Genomic DNA, 18,085 nt, shown 5'->3' with positions numbered 1-18,085 from the left:
ATGAGGTTAATAAGTCTGATTTTATTGTTCCTGTTGAGTGGAACTGTTTCAGCGCAGAAAGTCGAGTGGTATACTACCACTCAGACTTCTCCGTGGGTGAAACAGAAGGTAAAGCCGGAACGTGCAACTACCGGAGCAGAGATCGTGCTTGACCCGACTCAACGCTTACAGTTGATTACGGGTATAGGTGGCTGCTTCAATGAAATGGGGTGGGATGCGCTGAACGCTTTGTCGGCTGAAGATCGTGAAGCTGTTCTTCAAGCAATCTTTGGCAAAGATGGAGCTTGCTTCGACTATTGCCGTCTTCCGATGGGGGCCAATGACTTTGCCATGAGTTTCTACTCTTCTGCGGATGTTGCAGGAGATTTTAACCTGGTGAATTTCAATATCGACCGTGACAGGTATATTCTGATTCCTTATATTAAAGCTGCCCGCCAGATAAATCCTGACTTGCGCGTTTGGGCGTCTCCCTGGTGTCCTCCGGCTTGGATGAAGACGAATAATCATTATGCTTCTGCGGTTCGTCCGTCCGGAGAGAAAGATGTGAATGGATTACTTCCGCGCGAGGCTATAGCAGAGTTCAGTACAGGCTTCCGGATGGAGGAAGGATATCTGAAAACGTATGCCGATTACTTTGCACGTTTTATCAAAGCCTATGAAGCCGAAGGATTGCCACTGGAATGTATTCATGTCCAGAATGAGCCTTGTTCCAACCAGGTCTTTCCCAGTTGCAAATGGCGCACGGAAGATCTGACTTTTTTCTTGGGGCATTATCTGGGACCGACTTTCGAGCGGGAAAATATCAAAACTGATATTTATTTTGGAACTATCAATACATCCAATCCGGATTATGTGCGCACTGCTTTGCGGGATGAACAGGCAGCTAAGTACATTAAAGGCGTTGGCTTCCAGTGGGATGGTAAGAAGGCTATTCCGACTATCCATCGTGAATATCCTGATCTGAACTTGATGCAAACTGAGACTGAATGTGGCAACGGAGCAAACTCATGGGATTATGCTGAATATACATGGAACCTGATGAAGCACTATTTCAGTAATGGCATCAATTCTTATCACTATTGGAATATGATTCTTCCTACTCCGGGCATCAGTCCTTGGGGATGGAATCAGAATTCGATGGTGTCCATTGACAAGAAGCAACAAACCGTGAAGTATAATCCGGAATTTTATCTGATGAAGCATTTAGGGCATTTGGTGCAGACAGGTGCTTATAGACTGGAAACACCGTCAGATAAAAATATGCTGGCTTTCGTAAATCCGGATGGTACGGTCAGTGTGATTGTTGCCAATGTGACTGATACGGAAGAAATGATGAGCATTGAAATAGGGGGACAGAAAATTACGTTGACTCTGCCACCTCACTCTTTCCATACGGTAAGCTGGAAGAAATAATTTTTTGTTTGACAGAAAGTATGCGCATATATTGAATTAATTTTGAATCACTACTTATCGTTTTAATTCCATTAGTGTGGTATGAATACAAAAAAACATCTTCAAGACATTTTTCTTATGCTTGTCTGTTATTAGTCTGTCTTTTACACTGAATGCTCAAGAATTGACACCACTCCGTTTGGGTGTAGCGGGAGTGTCACACGGACATCTCCATGAAGTTGATTGTTGTAGAAATATTAGAATCTGCAATCAAAAGTGCTAAAAGCGGTAAACCCGTCAGATTTTAAGCCGAATTATGAGACTTTGGGGCTTGCATGATAGATGCTCAATCTGCAAGGTCATATGAAATATTAACTGAATAATAACATTTTAATCATGAAAAAAGTATTCCTTTTCATCCTGTTCTGTGGATGCCTGGCTCTATCGGGCACGCTCAAGGCTGCCGAAGGACAGCTAATGGCCGGAACGGCTAAAATAAACATTACTCCCAAACAAAACATCCCCCCACACGACTCTGTGTATGCACGTGCTTTGGTGATGGAGGTAGGCGATATGCGTGTAGCACAGGTGTCTGTCGACTTGGTTAATTTTTATAGCGACCGCGTGGCTAATGTCTGCAAAGAAAAATACGGCATCACGCAGTTGCTGATCTGTGCTTCGCATACTCACGAAGATCCCAACATGGCTGATGCCAGACCTCGTGAAAAGAAACCTGACCACACTCCGTTCTTTGAAGAGTGCATCGTTAAGGTAGTGGGCGAAGCAATCGGCAATATGTTCCCCGCACGTATCTCGGCCGGCACGCGTACGTTTCCGCAATTGGGTTTCAATCGTCTCATTATCCGTAAAGACGGTAAGGCTCGCGAATCGTGGATAGGCGATGAACACTACAATGTAGAAAACCCCGAACGGATACCTTTCGGTCCGGTTGACCCCGAAGTAGGCGTAATTAAGGTAGAAGATATGCAAGGCAATGCCCGTGCCATCGTTATGAGTTATGCCATGCATGCAGACCTTGGTTGTTTCAGCTATGAAATTTCGGCCGACTATCCCGGATATGCTTGTAGGAAGGTGGAAGAAGCGTTCGATAACAAAGCTATCTGCCTTTTTGTAGCCGGTGGTGGCGGTAATGTGGAAGGATTGATGATTAGCCGGCGACGCTCAGGGCCCAATGATCCTATCAAAACAGACTACAAGCCCATTCAGCGCACAGGAGAATTGCTTGGCATCGAAGTGATTAAACTGGCCAACGCACTACATGCCTCCGGTGACAACACCTCTTTCAAGATGCGTACGGACTCGTTGCAATTCTCTACTCGCGAGGATAAAAACCGTAAGGTAAATGTCCATATCGCTACATTCCTCATTAATGACTTTGCAATAGCCGTTTGCCCTGGTGAAATGTTCGTACAACTTCAATTGGAATGGAAGGCAAAAGCCAGACTGGCCGATGTGACTCCTCTCTTCTTTGGCTATACGTATGTGAAGGGACGCTCACCCGGCTATGTAGCCGATGTACGCTCGGCGGCATTGGGAGGTTTTGGTGCCGAAGGTGGCAATCGTATACAAGTAGGAGGTGGCGAAGCCATCATCAACAAGCATTTAGAGAGTTTGTATATACTCAATGACCAGCGTGCGAGCATACACCTTAGATAAAATAGACATAATAAAATAAAGAAAATGGATGAGGCTGTGTTCTAATTTTTATTGGACACAGCCTCTTTCTTCTATTCTATATATAGATAATCGTAATGTACTACCGGTTTCTTGCCATGCTTTCCCATCGCTTCTCTGGCCTGTGTGGAGTCGCAGTTTGCTTTGCCCACACCAATGGGTTTACCTCCGAAGTCAACAATCCGCACAATATCATCCTTCTCAAATTCGCCGATGACGTCGGTAATGCCTACAGGCAGAATGCTGACTGCCTTATCCGAAAAAAGCAGTTCCGTAGCACAATAATTGATGTGCAACTCGCCTTTGGCAAAACCCTCGCTGTGGGCAATCCATTTCTTGACACTTGATACAGGCTCGGCCGAAGGTATAAAGCGAGTGCAGAGAGTACTTTCAGGGTGTTGAATCAAATCGACAAGAATATTATCCCGTTTACCGTTGGCGATGATAACAGTAATCCCTTCGTCGGCTACTTTACGGGCGATATTGGTTTTGGTAAGCATTCCGCCACGGCCGAAGCTGGATTTGGAAGTCTGTATATAAGAAGAAAGATCTTTTCCCTGGCCGATTTCCCGGATGACTTCAGAAGCGGGATCGGCAGGAGAACCGTTATAAATACCGTCGATGTTACTGAGAATAATCAATGCCTGCGCATCCATCATGGATGCTATCAAGCCGGACAACTCATCATTGTCCGTAAACATCAGTTCACTTACAGAAATTGTATCGTTTTCGTTGACAATAGGTATAACCCCATTTTCCAGCATTACCGTCATACAGTTCTTTTGATTGAGATAATGTCTGCGCGTAGCAAAATTCTCTTTCATAGTCAGCACTTGTCCTACAGCAATGCCATGCTCCCGAAAGAGTTCGTAGTAACGGTTAATAAGTTTAGCTTGCCCGACGGCAGAGAAAAGCTGACGCTGATCTACACTGTCCAATTTCTTGGCAGAATGCACTTCACTACGTCCGGAAGCTACGGCCCCGGATGACACAAGTATAATTTCTACTCCTGTTTTATGCAGTTCGGCTATCTGATCGACTAAGGCAGACATACGTGTTACGTCCAGAGTACCGTCACGGCGTGTCAGGACATTGCTGCCTACTTTTACAGCTATTCTCGAAAATTGTTGTACCATGTGTTGTATATCGTTCTTATGTGGTTTTGGGTAGGAGGGTGAAAGGGTTATTCTTCATCTTTTCCTTTGTCGCGCTCACGGATTATCTCCATGGCATCTTCGTATCTTTCCTCACTGACGAGAATGGTTACATCCGGTGCTATATAAGGAGCGATGGTGCTCATAAGCCCGTCCTTGATAATAGTTGCTATACCATTGTTTTCGAGTAGACCTTTTACAAGTTCTGCTTCCCACGGTGATCCTTTGAACACTTCAACTGTGCGGCTATAGTCTGTTGATTTCATAATGGTAAGTATTAATAGGTTTAATATTACAAAGATAATGCAAATCGAATGCATAACTTCCATGTTTACATGAAAAAGTTATGCTGAGATACAGCTTATCTTCTTCAAATATAACAAGTATTTCGGAGAAAAGGTTTGTTTTTCGGTAAATATTGATGATTATAGTTCTATTCGTTGTACGGTTACCACCTCTTTTAGGAAGGTGGATGCCGATTCAATGAACTTCTCTTCTGCTTCTGTGGTGTAGTAAGTGCAGTTTCCACCTTTTGTACATTTGGCGTCCATTTCCGGATGTCGACGGAAGTAGTCTTTCAAGCTGTCGGCTACCAGTTCGCCTTGTGCCACGGTGGTAATTCCGTTCGGCATGTATTTCTTAATTTTAGGTAGAAGTAAGGGGTAATGAGTACAACCAAGAATCACAGTATCAATTTGTGCGTCTTTCGCCAGAAGTTCGTTGATATATTTACGAACAAAATAATCTGTCCCGTCTCCTTCCGCTTCGTTGTTCTCTACGAGAGATACCCATAGTGGACAGGCTTCACCTGCTACCCGAATATCCGGAAAAAGCTTATGGATTTCTAATGGGTAGGATTCTGATTTAATGGTTCCTGCTGTGGCAAGAACACCGACATGGCGGCTCTGTGTAATATTACCTATACACTCAACGGTAGGACGGATGACACCCAATACACGACGTGCCGGATCCATTTGAGGCAAATCATTTATCTGTATGCTGCGTAATGCTTTGGCAGATGCCGTATTGCAAGCCAGAATAACAAGATGACATCCCATCTCAAACAGTTTAGTGACTGCCTGTAGGGTGAATTCATATACGATTTCGAAAGACCGTGTGCCATAGGGAGTACGTGCATTATCTCCTAAATAGATATAGTCATATTGGGGCAAGGCTTCACGTATCTTACTCAGAATGGTGAGTCCGCCGTATCCGGAATCGAATACACCGATAGGGCCGGGAATAGTCGGTAAATTTTGTTTCATACTGGAAAAGCTTTGTACACATTGCAAAGATAATGCAAATCGGATGCAGAACTTTCATGCTTGCATGAAAAAGTTCTGCATCCGATTTGCATTATCTTCTTTAAAGATATAAAAAAAGATGTTTCTTTTTTATTTGATGCCCAACTGAGCTTTCACTTTAGCAGTAACATCCACGCTTGTAGCACTTATATAAGGTATAGAAGTACGAGCCAAGTCGAAGATGTAGATAGCACCTTCTGCTTTACCTACAGCCTGGATAGCTTCGTCCAGTTTCTTATAGATAGGTACCAATGCTTCTTGCTGTGCTTTCTGCATGTTCTGGTAAGCTTCCTGTTGAAACTCTTCTTGTCTTTGAGCCATATCTTGCAATTCTTTTTGGCGTCTTTCTGCAATATTCTTCGGCAGAGAGTCAGCTTGTGCCTGAAATTCCTGTACTTTCTTGTTGAACTCAGTCTGAGAACGTTGCATCTCTTCTTGGTATTGTTTAGACATAGCATCCAAGTCAGCTTGTGCCTTTGTATATTCCGGCATGAGAACGATGACTTCCTGAGAGTTCATGTGAGCAAATTTTTGTGCCATTGCTCCTAACGGAAGAGCAAACACAATTACGAGTAGTGCGATTTTTTTAAGCATAATGTTTATTGTTTATTTAAATAATTGTTCATTGTATCAATGCAAATATAGTGCTTTAGCTTATATTCATTGGGCAAATTTATGAAATTAATTTGAATATCCTAACTTTGCAAGCACTTCATTGCTGATATCTATTTGTGGAGAGGCAAAAATGATGCTTGCTGCAGAAGCGCGATCAACAACTACGGAATAACCTTTCTGTTCTGATATTTCCTTAACAGCATTATATATTTCATCTTGAATCGGTTGCATCAGACTCTCACGTTTCTTAAACAATTCTCCTTCAGGACCAAAATAGGTACGACGCAGCTCCGCTGCTTCCCTCTCTTTAGCGACAATCGCTTCCTCTTTCTTTCCTTTTTGTTCTTCGGAAAGGAAGACGGCTTCCGATTGATAGTTCTTATACAACGTCTTAGCTTCTTCGGCAACTTTCTCTACTTCACTTTGCCATTTCTTGGAAGCTTGGTTCAACTGTTCGTTAGCACGTTCGTAAGCCGGAATGTTTTTCAGGATATACTCCATGTCAATCAGGGCGAACTTTTGTGCACTGGCTGTCATGCCTACGGCAAACAGCAAGAACATTAATAAAACAGACTTTCTCATAACGTTTGGTTTTTGTGATACAATTAGAATTCTTGTCCTAAGATAAAGTGGAATTGACTGCCACCGTACTCTGTAGAACCACGTACTTTATCGAAACCATAAGCCCAGTCAATACCCATCATACCGATCATCGGCAGGAAGATACGGACACCGACACCTGCAGAACGTTTCAACTCAAACGGGTTGAAGTTCTTCACATCTTGCCAGGCATTACCGGCTTCTACAAAACCTAACGCATAAATACTGGTACTTGTTTCCAGCATCAGCGGATATCTTAACTCAAGACCGAGGCGGGTATAAGCGTAACCTTCATATCCGTAAGGAGTCAATGAGCTATTTTCATAACCACGGAGAGCAATACTTTCCGTAGCGTAACTGGAGTAACCGGTCATACCGTCACCACCAACGTCGAATGTTTCGAACGGAGATTTCTTATACTTGTTATAGTGTCCCAGCAAACCAAATTCCACGCGGCCCATCAATACCGGAGTACGTTTCACTGCTACAGGGTCCATCAACGGGATGTATACTTTGGATTTGAATTTCCATTTGTGGTATTCAATCCATTTGTGCATCTTATTCATATCATCCTGATTGCTGGTGCTGTATTTGCTATAATCTTTGCCATCGAACAATGAATATGGCGGAGTCAACTGCACTGACAATGAGAACTCGGAACCTGAACGCGGATAAATCGGGTTGTCGATTGAACTGCGAGACAGGGTCAGGTTGATGCTGAGGTTGTTACATTTACCGTTTGTAACGGGGAAGTATTGCCAGTCGCTCAGGATATAACGTTGGTAAGACAACTCTGCAGTAAACTGGAAGTAGTCATCCGGCCATTTCAAACGCTTACCGAACATGGCAGCCACACCGAACATCTTGATAGACTTGTCGGGGTCGTAATAGTTTTCGTAACTATTGTAGTTACCGTAGTTGTACATACCATAACCATACATACCGCTATACATACTGTTATAGTAGCTGTTCATATACGCCGAGTTATAGTAACGGCTACTGATGTCTGTCTGCACGGAATAGAAAGCCGACAGAGAGAATGCATTAGGACGCTTACCACCGAACCACGGATCGTAGAATGAAATACTATAGGATTGGTAATACTTGGCATTGGTTTGTCCGCTGACAGTCAGTGTTTGACCATCACCCTGCGGCAAGATACCACGATAGTTTTCACCCGGATGCAGCAGGTTGGCAAGTGAGAAGTTGGTGAACTTTAAACTCAGTTTACCGATGATACCTGTCTGTCCCCAACCGGCGGAGAATTCCACCTGGTCATTGGCTTTGGATACCAGGTCATAGCCTATATCCACTGTTCCGTCTTCTGGTCTCGGCTGGATGTCCGGCTTGATCTGTTCCGGGTCGAAGTGTCCCATCTGTTGAATTTCACGCATGGAACGCATCAGGTCTTCACGACTGAACAAGTCGCCCGGGCGGGTACGAAGCTCGCGACGTACTACGTTTTCATACAAACGGTCGTTACCATTGATGCTGATCTTATTGATGGTAGCCTGACGACCTTCGAAAATACGCATTTCCAGGTCGATGGAGTCTCCCACAATGTTTACTTCCACGGGCTCGAGACTGTAGAACAAGTAACCGTTGTTGTAGTAAAGGTTACCGATAGCGTCTTCGTCCGACATAGTGCGTTCTTCCAGCAACTTCTGGTTGTAAACATCGCCTTTCTTCATACGAAGCATGAAGTTCAACTGTTCCGAAGGATACAATGTATTACCTACCCATGTTACATTACGAAGATAATATTTGTCTCCTTCTTCAATTTTCATGAAGATGTCTACCGTACGGTCATCATAGGGCTTGATGCTGTCTTCTACAATCATGGCATCACGATAACCCAGCTCGTTATACTTGTCGAGAATCAATTGCTTGTCCGCTTCAAAGTTCTCTTCTACGAACTTCTTGGTACGGAACAGGTTGATCAGTTTATTCTTCTCGTTGGTCTTCTTCATGATGCGCTTCAACTTCTTGGTTGTTATAGCCTCATTGCCAACGATGGTGATTTCGTGCACTTTCACCTTCTCCTTCTTGTCGATGTCGATATCTACGATAACCTGGTTCTCGTTGGATACATCATCTTTTTGCGAGATGGTAACTTCTGCATTCTTGAAACCTTTATCATCAAAGTAGCGCTTAATCAAAGTCTTGGCACGGTCTATGACGTTAGGGGTCACCTGACCGCCTTTTATCATACCGACTCTGCTCTCGATATCCTCACGTTCGGACTTTTTCACGCCGTGATAGCGGATGTCGGATACACGCGGCCGCTGAGTCAGATGAATGGTCAACCATATTTTGTCGCCTTCTATCTTGTCAGCCGTGATTTGAACATTGGAGAACAAACCATGACGCCAGTAACGCCTACAAGCCTGAGTGACTTCTTCACCCGGGATAGTAATCGTTTGACCTACGGACAGACCAGATAATCCGATCAGTACATAGTCCTCATAGTTCTTAACTCCTTCTACTTTAATTTCTGCAATCTCATACTTCTTGGGGGTTCCCGAGTAGAGAATTACTGGTTTTTCCGCATCATCGGTGCCATTGGCATCTTGAGCGGCGCTTGTCAATACACAACCAAAGAGGCAGATAAACGCTGTGAGTATAGAGAAAATACGATAGTGCATTTATGTTTTGGATTAAATATGTTTGGGTTTAACTGATTTGTTCACTGATTTTTCCGAATCTGCGTTCCCGTTTCTGGTAGTCGCAAATGGCTTTGCAAAGTTCCTCTTCCCGAAAGTCGGGCCAATAGGTTTCGCAAAAATAAAGTTCCGAATACGCACATTGCCAAAGCAGGTAATTGCTCAGGCGGATTTCTCCGCCGGTACGTATCAGCAGATCGGGGTCGGGCATGAAGTTGGTCGTCAGGTGTTTTGACATTAAATCGCAATTGATTTCTTCGAGTGCCAATGCTCCTTTTTGTACCAATGCGGCTATTTGCCGGCTGGCTTCTGTTATCTCCCAACGTGAAGAGTAGCTGAGGGCAAGTACCAGGCACATGCCTGTATTCTTAGAAGTATTTTCCACGCAATTGTATAAGCGGTCTTGTACATTTGCGGGTAACTTTTCAATATCTCCAATAATCCGGAAACTGATATTGTTCTTCATGAACGTATCTTCTTCGATAGAGTCGAAAAGAAGGCTCATTAAGGCTGCCACTTCATCCGATGGACGGTTCCAGTTTTCGGTTGAGAACGTATATAGGGTCAGATATCTGATTCCCAGCCTGGCGGCTTCTTCGGCAATGACGTGCACGGTTTCAGCACCGACTTGATGTCCGTAGCTGCGTTCGTGTCCACGCTGCTTCGCCCATCGTCCGTTGCCGTCCATGATAATCGCCACATGCTGGGGTATCCGGCTCAAATCAATTTGTTCTTTATATTGCATCTTTTTTAGTTGTTACAATCCTTGCATCTTGGGAACAGGTCGTAGGTGATGAAAAAGACGGTGAATGCATAACTGTCTTTGTTCTTCCAACCTTTTCCTTTTATCTGGTACGGATCTTCCAGTTGTAAGCCTTCCCGTTGGGTAACGTCCAACTGATCGCTAAGGCTGAATCGCATCGTGAACTCGCATCCTATGTTGATGCGCGGCGTTGCTTTGTATTTCACACCCACCCCTATAGGGATGTTCATTGTGAAAATCGTCTTAGCGGGTTTTGGTGCGAACGTAAATCCTAATCCACCTAATATATAAGGTGTGAATCGGCGGTCGCCCCGGTACGTATTACCGATACCATATCCCAAAAAGTTATATTCAAACTGTGCTCCTAAATCGAAAACCGTCCGCTTGAAAGCGGCATACTCTCCATTCGGATACACATTCTTGAAATCTCTCGTGTCACCGGAAATCCTGCCGGCTGTCAGGTTGCCTTTTATTGCCATATGCGGATTTAGTAAATACCGGGCAATGAAACCTCCCGCTATCCCTGTGTCCTTAAACGGGGTACTGCTATTGGCATCTCCCATATAAAAACTTCCTCCAATGGCGCCTCCTAATTCCCATGTGTATTCTTCCTGTGCTGTAACACAGCAGAAAGGGAACGTAAGCAGACAAAACACTATCTTTATAATTCTTGTAATAGTCATACCGTTTTCTTGTTACTCCTTATTTATATAAGGAAACGGAAAATAGACTATTTTATTATTGTATTGCGAAACCCAGTTTGTTCAGACGACCACGCCAAACAGAACCGTCGCTGTTCCATACAATCCAAATATAATGATTTTCGTCAATAGCAAGAGAATAATCTCCCTTACCTTCGAATAAGCTTTTGTATTCGATTGTCTCTTTGTCATCCTCGTCTTCTCCCGGAATGACTACTTTTTCTGATGGATAACGGAATTTGGTTGCAGCTTCCTCCCAAGCTATTCCTACACGGGAAGAGCGGATAATATCGAATTTTCCGCCCATCATGTGGAACAGGCCTCCATAATACATAATTGATGGATTCTTCATAACCGGACAGAAGAAATCTGATGGCGTACTCATGTCGGCCCAAGTGAGTCCGTCCATAGTAAACCAAGGCACTGTTGCCTTAACTTCTGCTTCTGTATTACCCACTATTACTGTTTGTTTGATGCCACTTGCATTAGTGAAAACAGAGGAATATATATCTTCCAGAGGGAAGTCAGCAGGAATCGCTTCTTTTCCTTCACTCATTTTCCAATTTGCCTCTCCATCACTTTTTGCACAGAAGATATTCTTACCCTCAAAGAAACAGATACCGGTAAGTGTGTTTTTACTTCCTGTAACATCATCTGCCGGAATACCTGCAATGAATGTCACCATCTTCATTCCTTGCATATCCATATCACTCCAACTGATACCGTCGTCTGAATAGAGCGCTTCTCCGTTCTCTGTAGTTATATACAATTGGTCATTGAAGCTAACGATAGAATTCATTTTCGCATCATCAGGAAGTCCGCTAACTGTAATTGGGCTCCATTGAAGAACGCCGGGATTGGATATGGAACTGCGATAGCCGGTTGTAGAAGAAGTGTAAACGAATAAATCCTTTTTCAGAATGGCGGACTTTTTCTTGCCGGTGACAGGTGAAGCAGGGAGTGCTGCCATTTCTCTCCAAATCAGAGAGTCCGGATCTTGCTTATGAACGTTTACCTTAATTTTATATTCACGAGTAGTTACCATATCAGCTGCATGTACTTTCAGTGTGATAGGTTCTCTCAAATCGACAGAATCGCTCATGATGAATACAGTATCGGCAAGACCGGAAGTTACCCAGCCTGTAACGCTCAGTGTATCAATCAATATTCGGTCTATGATAGTGTCAGCCCAAACAGGGAGGGAATCAACGTTGTAAATTTCTCTTTTTAGTTGGTCAATCGTAAACTTATAATATATGCCTTTTCCTATAGTGTCAATACCAAAAGCGCGTATGGTAGCGTCGGAACTTAATTCATAATTATCATCTGAGTCAAGACATGAACTTATGGCTATTGACATAAGAAGAAAACTCAGGATTACGGATAAAAACTTTATTCTCATTTTCTAAAGATAGTGTTTATTTACAAGTTGCAAAAATAGGAACATTTTTTTCTATAATCAGCATTGCAGGGAAGATTTATATAAAATTATAGATAATAAGCCCGTTTTTCTCGATAAAAAAGCATCAAAATGAGGCGTTTCGGACTATTTTGTCATTGTGTAATGCCGTATACTTCTGCCGAAAGTTTGTTCACGGGCATAACTGATTTTATCCTTCATTTTAGGAGCTTTAACACCCGATGACAACTGTATTGGGCTTTCTTCAACGAATGCTTCGTCCCAGAGTCCACTATCGATGAAAGATTGCAGCAGGATACTGCCCCCTTCTACCAGGAGAGATTGTAGTTCACGCTCATACAGGGTTTGCATCATTTGCGGCAATATGTCTTGTTGAAAATCTATCGGAAGATATTCTACGTTGCGAAGGTCGGCATGAGGCTGTTCTGTGAAGACGAATGTCGGCGTGCTTCCGTCAAATAGGTGAAGGGCAGGTGATAGACGCTGTTCTCTATCCAGAACGAGGCGTACGGGGGAACGCCCGTGCCAATTACGTACGGTTAACGAGGGATTGTCCAGTTCAGCAGTGCGGGTTCCTACAAGAATGGCGGCATGCTCCGCCCGCTTTTTGTGTACCAGCATAGAGGTTAAGGGGGTGGAAAGAATAACAGCATTGCCGCTATCCCGGCGTACATCAATAAAACCGTCTGCCGACTCAGCCCATTTTAAGGTGATATATGGGCGATGTAAGCTGTGGAAGGTGATGAAACGCCTGATTAAATGTCGGCATTCATCTTCCAGCATTCCGACAATGACTTCCCGCCCGGCATCTTTCAACTTCTGTATGCCTCGTCCTGCAACTTTAGCGAAAGGGTCCTGGCAGCCGATAACGATACGGGGAATTTGTTTCTCGATAATCAGATCAGCGCAGGGTGGCGTTTTTCCATGGTGTGAACATGGTTCCAAGCTCACATAAATTGTAGAACGCTTTAATAAGGAGGTGTCTTTTACGGAACGGATGGCATTTACCTCAGCATGTGCTTCTCCACAGCGTACGTGATAGCCTTCGCCGATAATTTTTCCGTCACATACGATAACTGCTCCTACCATTGGATTGGGAGCTGCATTGCAAAGCCCGTTCTGAGCCAGTTGAATACAGCGGCGCATATATTTTTCTTCTTCCATCTGTGCTTCTTTTCTCGGATAATTCTTACTTTTGCACTCCAAAATATCCATATATGAATATTACTGCTTCTTATATTCGCCAGAGATTGCAAGAGGATTATACTTTGCAAGAATCCGGCAATCTGTCCAGGCTTATCTGTTGCGAGATATTAGGGCAGAGGGCAGTGGATTATTATTTGGGCAAAGATATAACTTTATCTGTAAAAGCGGAACAGGAATTAGAAAGCATTCTCACTCGTTTGCATCATTTTGAACCAATACAATATATTTTAGGTGAAGCCCGTTTCTTGGGAAGAACATTTTATGTGGCGCCTGGTGTGCTTATACCTCGTCCGGAAACGGAGGAATTGGTAGAGTTGATGCTGAAAGAACTTTCTCCCGTTTCTCGTATTCTGGATATCGGGACCGGTAGTGGCTGCATTGCTGTTTCTTTAGCAAAAGAATTGCCGGAATCCCAGGTCACGGCTTGGGATGTGTCCGAAGAAGCTTTGTCTATAGCTGTCTCTAATAGTGAAGCTTTGCAGGCGTCAGTCCGGTTCGAACAGCGTGATGTGCTGACTTATTCCCCTGGCGCAACAGAATGTTATGATGTGATTGTAAGTAATCCGCCTTATGTTATTGAAGCGGAAAAGCAGGAGATGGAGCAGAATGTACTGGATTGGGAGCCTTCGCTGGCATTGTTTGTGCCCGACGCGGATCCTTTACGCTTTTATCGTCGTATTGCCATGTTGGGACTTGAAATGCTTGTACCCGGCGGAAAACTTTATTTTGAAATTAACCGTGCTTTTGGAGCAGACACCGTATCTATGTTGCGTGAATCAGGATATCGTGCTGTTTGTCTTCAGAAGGACATTTCCCATAATGATAGATTTGTAATAGCCGAAAAATGACAAATATTACTGAAACGGAAGCGCTGAACAAAGTTGCTGCCTATTGTTCCACTGCGGAACACTGTCGTGCCGAAATTGCCGAGAAGCTACAACGGTGGGGATTGCCGTATGATGCTATTGACCGCATCCTCAAACGTTTGGAAGATGAAAATTATATTGATGAAGAACGCTTTTGCCGTGCTTTTGTCAATGACAAATATCGTTTTGCCAAGTGGGGGAAGGTAAAAATAGCTCAGGCGCTCCAATTGAAGAAGGTCTCCTATAATGTATGCCGGCGTTTTTTGAATGAAATAGATGAAGAAGAATATCTGTCTATTTTAGACGGTCTGTTGGTGGCGAAGCGGAAAAGCGTTCATGCTGAGAACGAATTTGAACTGAATGGAAAATTGATGCGTTTTGCTCTGAGTCGTGGTTTCGAAATGAAGGATATTCGTCATTGTATACAACTTTCTGACGAAAATGACGCTTTTGAGTGAAAAATCTCTTTAATCTTTTTTTTATTCTCGTTCTGTTTCCGTATTTTTGTGCCATATTTACTATAAATAGCTAATTTAGTTATGAGAACTTTAGAAAAACTATTCGCAGAGAAGTTGCTGAAGATAAAAGCGATTAAACTACAACCGGCAAATCCCTTTACATGGGCTTCCGGGTGGAAGTCTCCTTTTTACTGTGATAACCGCAAAACACTTTCTTATCCTTCTTTGCGTAATTTTGTAAAGATTGAAATTACCCGTTTGATATTGGAGCGTTTCGGGCAGGTGGATGCAATTGCCGGTGTAGCAACAGGCGCTATCCCTCAGGGAGCTTTGGTTGCCGATGCGCTGAATTTGCCGTTTGTGTATGTACGTTCTACCCCGAAAGACCACGGATTGGAAAACTTGATCGAAGGCGAGCTTCGTCCGGGTATGAAAGTCGTGGTTGTTGAAGATTTGATTTCCACTGGTGGAAGTAGCTTGAAAGCCGTTGAAGCTATCCGTCGCGACGGGTGCGAAGTAATCGGTATGGTAGCTGCGTATACCTATGGTTTTCCTGTTGCGGAAAAAGCATTTAAAGATGCCAAAGTTCCTTTGGTGACGCTGACTAATTATGAGGCAGTTCTGGATGTTGCACTTCGCACGGGTTACATCGAAGAAGAAGATATCGAGACGCTGAACGAATGGCGTAAGGACCCTGCACATTGGGATGCTGGAAAATAACAGCGGTTATACTATAAATAATTATATGACAAAAGGGCCATTCGGATAAATTCTGTCCGGATAGTTCTTTTTTGTCTTTTAAAGAGAATCGGAATATGACAAAATTTGAAAGTGGTGTAAAGACAATACCTGCCTCACAGGAACTTGTTTATGAAAAACTATCCGACCTGAATAATTTGGAGAAGTTTAAGGACAGTCTGCCGGAGGATAAAGTAAAGAACTTGAGTTTTGATTCGGAGAGCATGGTGATAGAAGTGGCTCCGGTAGGTAAAATAGCATTGAGTATCGTAGAAAAAGAACCGTGTAAATGCATCAAGTTTGCTACAACCACTTCACCGCTACCATTCAACTTGTGGATACAAATAGTACCTGTCTCGGAGGCTGAATGTAAGATGAAGCTGACCATCGGCATGGAACTGAATCCTTTTATGAAAGGTATGGTTCAAAAACCTTTGCAGGAAGGATTGGAAAAGATGGCCGATATGCTGTCGATAATACCGTATTAATATAAGTGATTAGTGTTTAGTGATTAAGTAAGGTCACTGCCACTACACACTAATCACTAATCGCTAATCATTAATCATTGAATAAATGGCTCAGAAACTTTGGGAGAAATCCGTTCAGGTAAATAAAGATATAGAGCGCTTCACGGTAGGACGTGATCGCGAGATGGATCTTTATCTGGCAAAGCATGATGTATTGGGTTCAATGGCTCACATCACCATGCTCGAAAGCATCGGTTTGCTGACAAAAGAAGAATTGCTTCTTTTACTTGATGAACTGAAGAGTATCTATGCAACTGCCGAAAAAGGTGAGTTTGTGATAGAAGACGGAGTAGAAGATGTGCATTCGCAGGTGGAACTGATGCTGACCCGTAAACTGGGTGATGTAGGTAAGAAGATACACAGTGGCCGTTCCCGCAACGACCAGGTGCTGCTCGACCTGAAACTCTTCACGCGCACACAGATAAAAGATATTGCTGAGGCGGTGGAACAGTTGTTTCATGTTTTGATATGTCAGAGCGAGCGTTTCAAAAATATATTGATGCCGGGCTATACTCATTTGCAGATAGCCATGCCGTCTTCTTTTGGTTTGTGGTTTGGAGCTTATGCAGAGAGTCTGGTAGATGATATGCTTTTCTTGCAGGCGGCATTTAAGATGTGTAACCGCAATCCATTAGGTTCGGCTGCCGGATATGGTTCTTCGTTTCCGCTGAATCGCACGATGACAACTCGTCTGTTAGGATTCGACTCTTTAAACTATAACGTGGTTTATGCGCAGATGGGACGTGGAAAGATGGAGCGTAACGTTGCATTTGCTTTGGCAAGCATTGCCGGTACTATCTCTAAACTGGCTTTTGATGCCTGTATGTTCAACAGTCAGAACTTTAATTTCGTAAAACTACCCGACGATTGCACAACAGGTTCCAGCATCATGCCTCATAAGAAAAATCCTGATGTATTCGAACTGACGCGTGCCAAATGTAACAAGCTGCAATCATTGCCGCAACAGATTATGATGATTGCCAATAATCTGCCATCCGGTTATTTCCGTGATTTGCAGATTATCAAAGAAGTCTTTCTGCCTGCCTTCCAGGAATTGAAGGACTGCCTGCAGATGACGACTTATATCATGAATGAAATCAAGGTGAACGAACATATTCTCGATGATGATAAGTATTTGCTTATTTTCAGTGTGGAAGAAGTGAACCGGTTGGCACGTGAAGGCATGCCTTTCCGCGATGCCTATAAGAAAGTCGGACTGGATATTGAAGCCGGAAAGTTCTCTCATAGCAAACAAGTGCACCATACGCATGAGGGTAGCATCGGTAATCTCTGTAATGATGAAATCTCTGCACTGATGCAAGAAGTGGTAGATGGTTTCAACTTTCATGGAATGGAAGTGGCTGAAAAATCCTTGCTTGGACGATAAATACAATATGTATGCGGAAATTCTGTATAGTAATAGGAATGCTTTGGTTGTGTGTCGCCAGTTGTGGTGATTCCTACGAGTCGAGCATTCCTTCCGTTACCTTTAATTTCTCATGCAGTCTTTCACAATCTCCTTATTATAAGATTACGACTCCCGGTCAGTTTCTGAAGATCGAAAAGAATGTAAATGGATTACCCGTAGGGTATGCTGGATTGATTATCGGGCAAAGTGTTTTCTCGGATGGGGATACTTATGTTGCATATGACGCAGCTTGTCCGGTAGAAGCTAATCGCAGTGTTTCGGTAGAGTTGGTGGAAGACGGACTGGGGACGGCAAAATGTCCTAAGTGTCATACTGAGTATAATTTAAGTAGTGGTGGATTTCCTACAGGAGAAGGTACAGAGTATCTGAAACATTATAAAGTCTCCATGTCCGGCACTACTTTGCAAGTGCGCAACTGATAAAATAGCAACATTTTCCATGTGAAAAATTTGGCTGTAACAGGGAAACTCCTTATCTTTGCACCCGTTCCTCAAAAAAGACCTGCGGAAATAGCTCAGTTGGTAGAGCATAACCTTGCCAAGGTTAGGGTCGCG

The 18,085-nt window shown here is 43.4% G+C and carries 18 protein-coding genes; 8 read left to right on the top strand and 10 right to left on the bottom strand.

Translation table 11 applies throughout. From position 1 onward, the window contains the following. Both QZ135_RS01660 and QZ135_RS01655 read left to right on the top strand, forming a co-directional pair. Positions 1-1,413, top strand: coding sequence for a glycoside hydrolase family 30 protein (locus QZ135_RS01660; protein ID WP_294605353.1), 1,413 nt, complete (start codon positions 1-3; stop codon positions 1,411-1,413). 375 nt (positions 1,414-1,788) lie between these two features. After that, complete coding sequence (locus tag QZ135_RS01655) at positions 1,789-3,069, top strand: hypothetical protein (RefSeq protein WP_294605351.1); 1,281 nt, start codon at positions 1,789-1,791, stop codon at positions 3,067-3,069. A gap of 71 nt (positions 3,070-3,140) precedes the next feature. Here the strand turns inward: QZ135_RS01655 and proB are convergent, their stop codons facing one another. The 10 genes from proB to ribD all read right to left on the bottom strand — a co-directional run bounded on the left by proB (position 3,141) and on the right by ribD (position 13,471). Next, on the bottom strand, positions 3,141-4,223 hold the full coding sequence (gene proB, locus QZ135_RS01650) for a glutamate 5-kinase (RefSeq protein WP_138291006.1): 1,083 nt from the start codon (positions 4,221-4,223) through the stop codon (positions 3,141-3,143). Positions 4,224-4,270: 47 nt separating this feature from the next. Next, entirely contained in the window at positions 4,271-4,507 is a 237-nt protein-coding gene (locus QZ135_RS01645) for a DUF2007-related protein (RefSeq protein ID WP_021968041.1), read from the bottom strand. A 159-nt stretch (positions 4,508-4,666) separates the two neighbouring features. Continuing rightward, positions 4,667-5,506 (bottom strand): glutamate racemase, encoded by an 840-nt coding sequence (gene murI / locus QZ135_RS01640; protein WP_294605344.1) that lies wholly within the window; start codon positions 5,504-5,506, stop codon positions 4,667-4,669. Between the two features lie 129 nt (positions 5,507-5,635). Next, a complete protein-coding gene (locus QZ135_RS01635) occupies positions 5,636-6,139 on the bottom strand; it encodes an OmpH family outer membrane protein (RefSeq protein ID WP_294605343.1) in 504 nt (167 codons plus the stop codon). 87 nt (positions 6,140-6,226) lie between these two features. Then, positions 6,227-6,742 (bottom strand): OmpH family outer membrane protein, encoded by a 516-nt coding sequence (locus QZ135_RS01630; RefSeq protein ID WP_294605341.1) that lies wholly within the window; start codon positions 6,740-6,742, stop codon positions 6,227-6,229. A 23-nt stretch (positions 6,743-6,765) separates the two neighbouring features. Continuing rightward, a complete protein-coding gene (gene bamA / locus QZ135_RS01625; RefSeq protein WP_294605340.1) occupies positions 6,766-9,405 on the bottom strand; it encodes an outer membrane protein assembly factor BamA in 2,640 nt (879 codons plus the stop codon). A gap of 28 nt (positions 9,406-9,433) precedes the next feature. Next, positions 9,434-10,168: an isoprenyl transferase gene (locus QZ135_RS01620; protein ID WP_294605339.1), complete on the bottom strand. Its 735-nt coding sequence runs from the start codon at positions 10,166-10,168 to the stop codon at positions 9,434-9,436. A gap of 5 nt (positions 10,169-10,173) precedes the next feature. Continuing rightward, positions 10,174-10,869: a DUF6089 family protein gene (locus tag QZ135_RS01615; protein WP_294605337.1), complete on the bottom strand. Its 696-nt coding sequence runs from the start codon at positions 10,867-10,869 to the stop codon at positions 10,174-10,176. 55 nt (positions 10,870-10,924) lie between these two features. Beyond that, complete coding sequence (locus QZ135_RS01610) at positions 10,925-12,289, bottom strand: DUF6242 domain-containing protein (protein ID WP_294605335.1); 1,365 nt, start codon at positions 12,287-12,289, stop codon at positions 10,925-10,927. A 144-nt stretch (positions 12,290-12,433) separates the two neighbouring features. After that, positions 12,434-13,471, bottom strand: coding sequence for a bifunctional diaminohydroxyphosphoribosylaminopyrimidine deaminase/5-amino-6-(5-phosphoribosylamino)uracil reductase RibD (gene ribD / locus QZ135_RS01605; protein WP_294605333.1), 1,038 nt, complete (start codon positions 13,469-13,471; stop codon positions 12,434-12,436). Positions 13,472-13,524: 53 nt separating this feature from the next. Here ribD and prmC point away from each other — a divergent pair, with 53 nt between their 5' ends. The 6 genes from prmC (at position 13,525) to QZ135_RS01575 (ending at position 17,950) form a co-directional block, all read left to right on the top strand. Next, positions 13,525-14,361 carry a peptide chain release factor N(5)-glutamine methyltransferase gene (gene prmC / locus QZ135_RS01600; protein WP_294605331.1) on the top strand — a complete coding sequence of 279 codons (837 nt, stop codon included), beginning with the start codon at positions 13,525-13,527 and terminating at the stop codon, positions 14,359-14,361. After that, entirely contained in the window at positions 14,358-14,837 is a 480-nt protein-coding gene (locus QZ135_RS01595; RefSeq protein ID WP_294605329.1) for a regulatory protein RecX, read from the top strand. The genes prmC and QZ135_RS01595 overlap by 4 nt, the downstream gene beginning before the upstream one ends. A gap of 81 nt (positions 14,838-14,918) precedes the next feature. Continuing rightward, positions 14,919-15,557, top strand: coding sequence for an orotate phosphoribosyltransferase (pyrE, locus tag QZ135_RS01590; protein WP_009129455.1), 639 nt, complete (start codon positions 14,919-14,921; stop codon positions 15,555-15,557). Positions 15,558-15,652: 95 nt separating this feature from the next. Further along, the gene (locus tag QZ135_RS01585) at positions 15,653-16,063 is read left to right on the top strand and encodes an SRPBCC family protein (protein ID WP_294605326.1); all 411 of its coding nucleotides are present in this window, start codon (positions 15,653-15,655) and stop codon (positions 16,061-16,063) included. Positions 16,064-16,148: 85 nt separating this feature from the next. Beyond that, positions 16,149-17,489 carry an argininosuccinate lyase gene (gene argH, locus QZ135_RS01580; protein ID WP_294605324.1) on the top strand — a complete coding sequence of 447 codons (1,341 nt, stop codon included), beginning with the start codon at positions 16,149-16,151 and terminating at the stop codon, positions 17,487-17,489. Between the two features lie 11 nt (positions 17,490-17,500). After that, positions 17,501-17,950 (top strand): hypothetical protein, encoded by a 450-nt coding sequence (locus QZ135_RS01575; RefSeq protein WP_294605322.1) that lies wholly within the window; start codon positions 17,501-17,503, stop codon positions 17,948-17,950. Positions 17,951-18,085: the final 135 nt, after the last annotated feature.

Source organism: uncultured Bacteroides sp., assembly GCF_905207245.1.
Classification (GTDB): Bacteria; Bacteroidota; Bacteroidia; order Bacteroidales; family Bacteroidaceae; genus Bacteroides.
The sequence above is the reverse complement of the archived record's forward strand: the minus strand, read 5'-3'. Positions and strand labels throughout refer to the sequence as shown.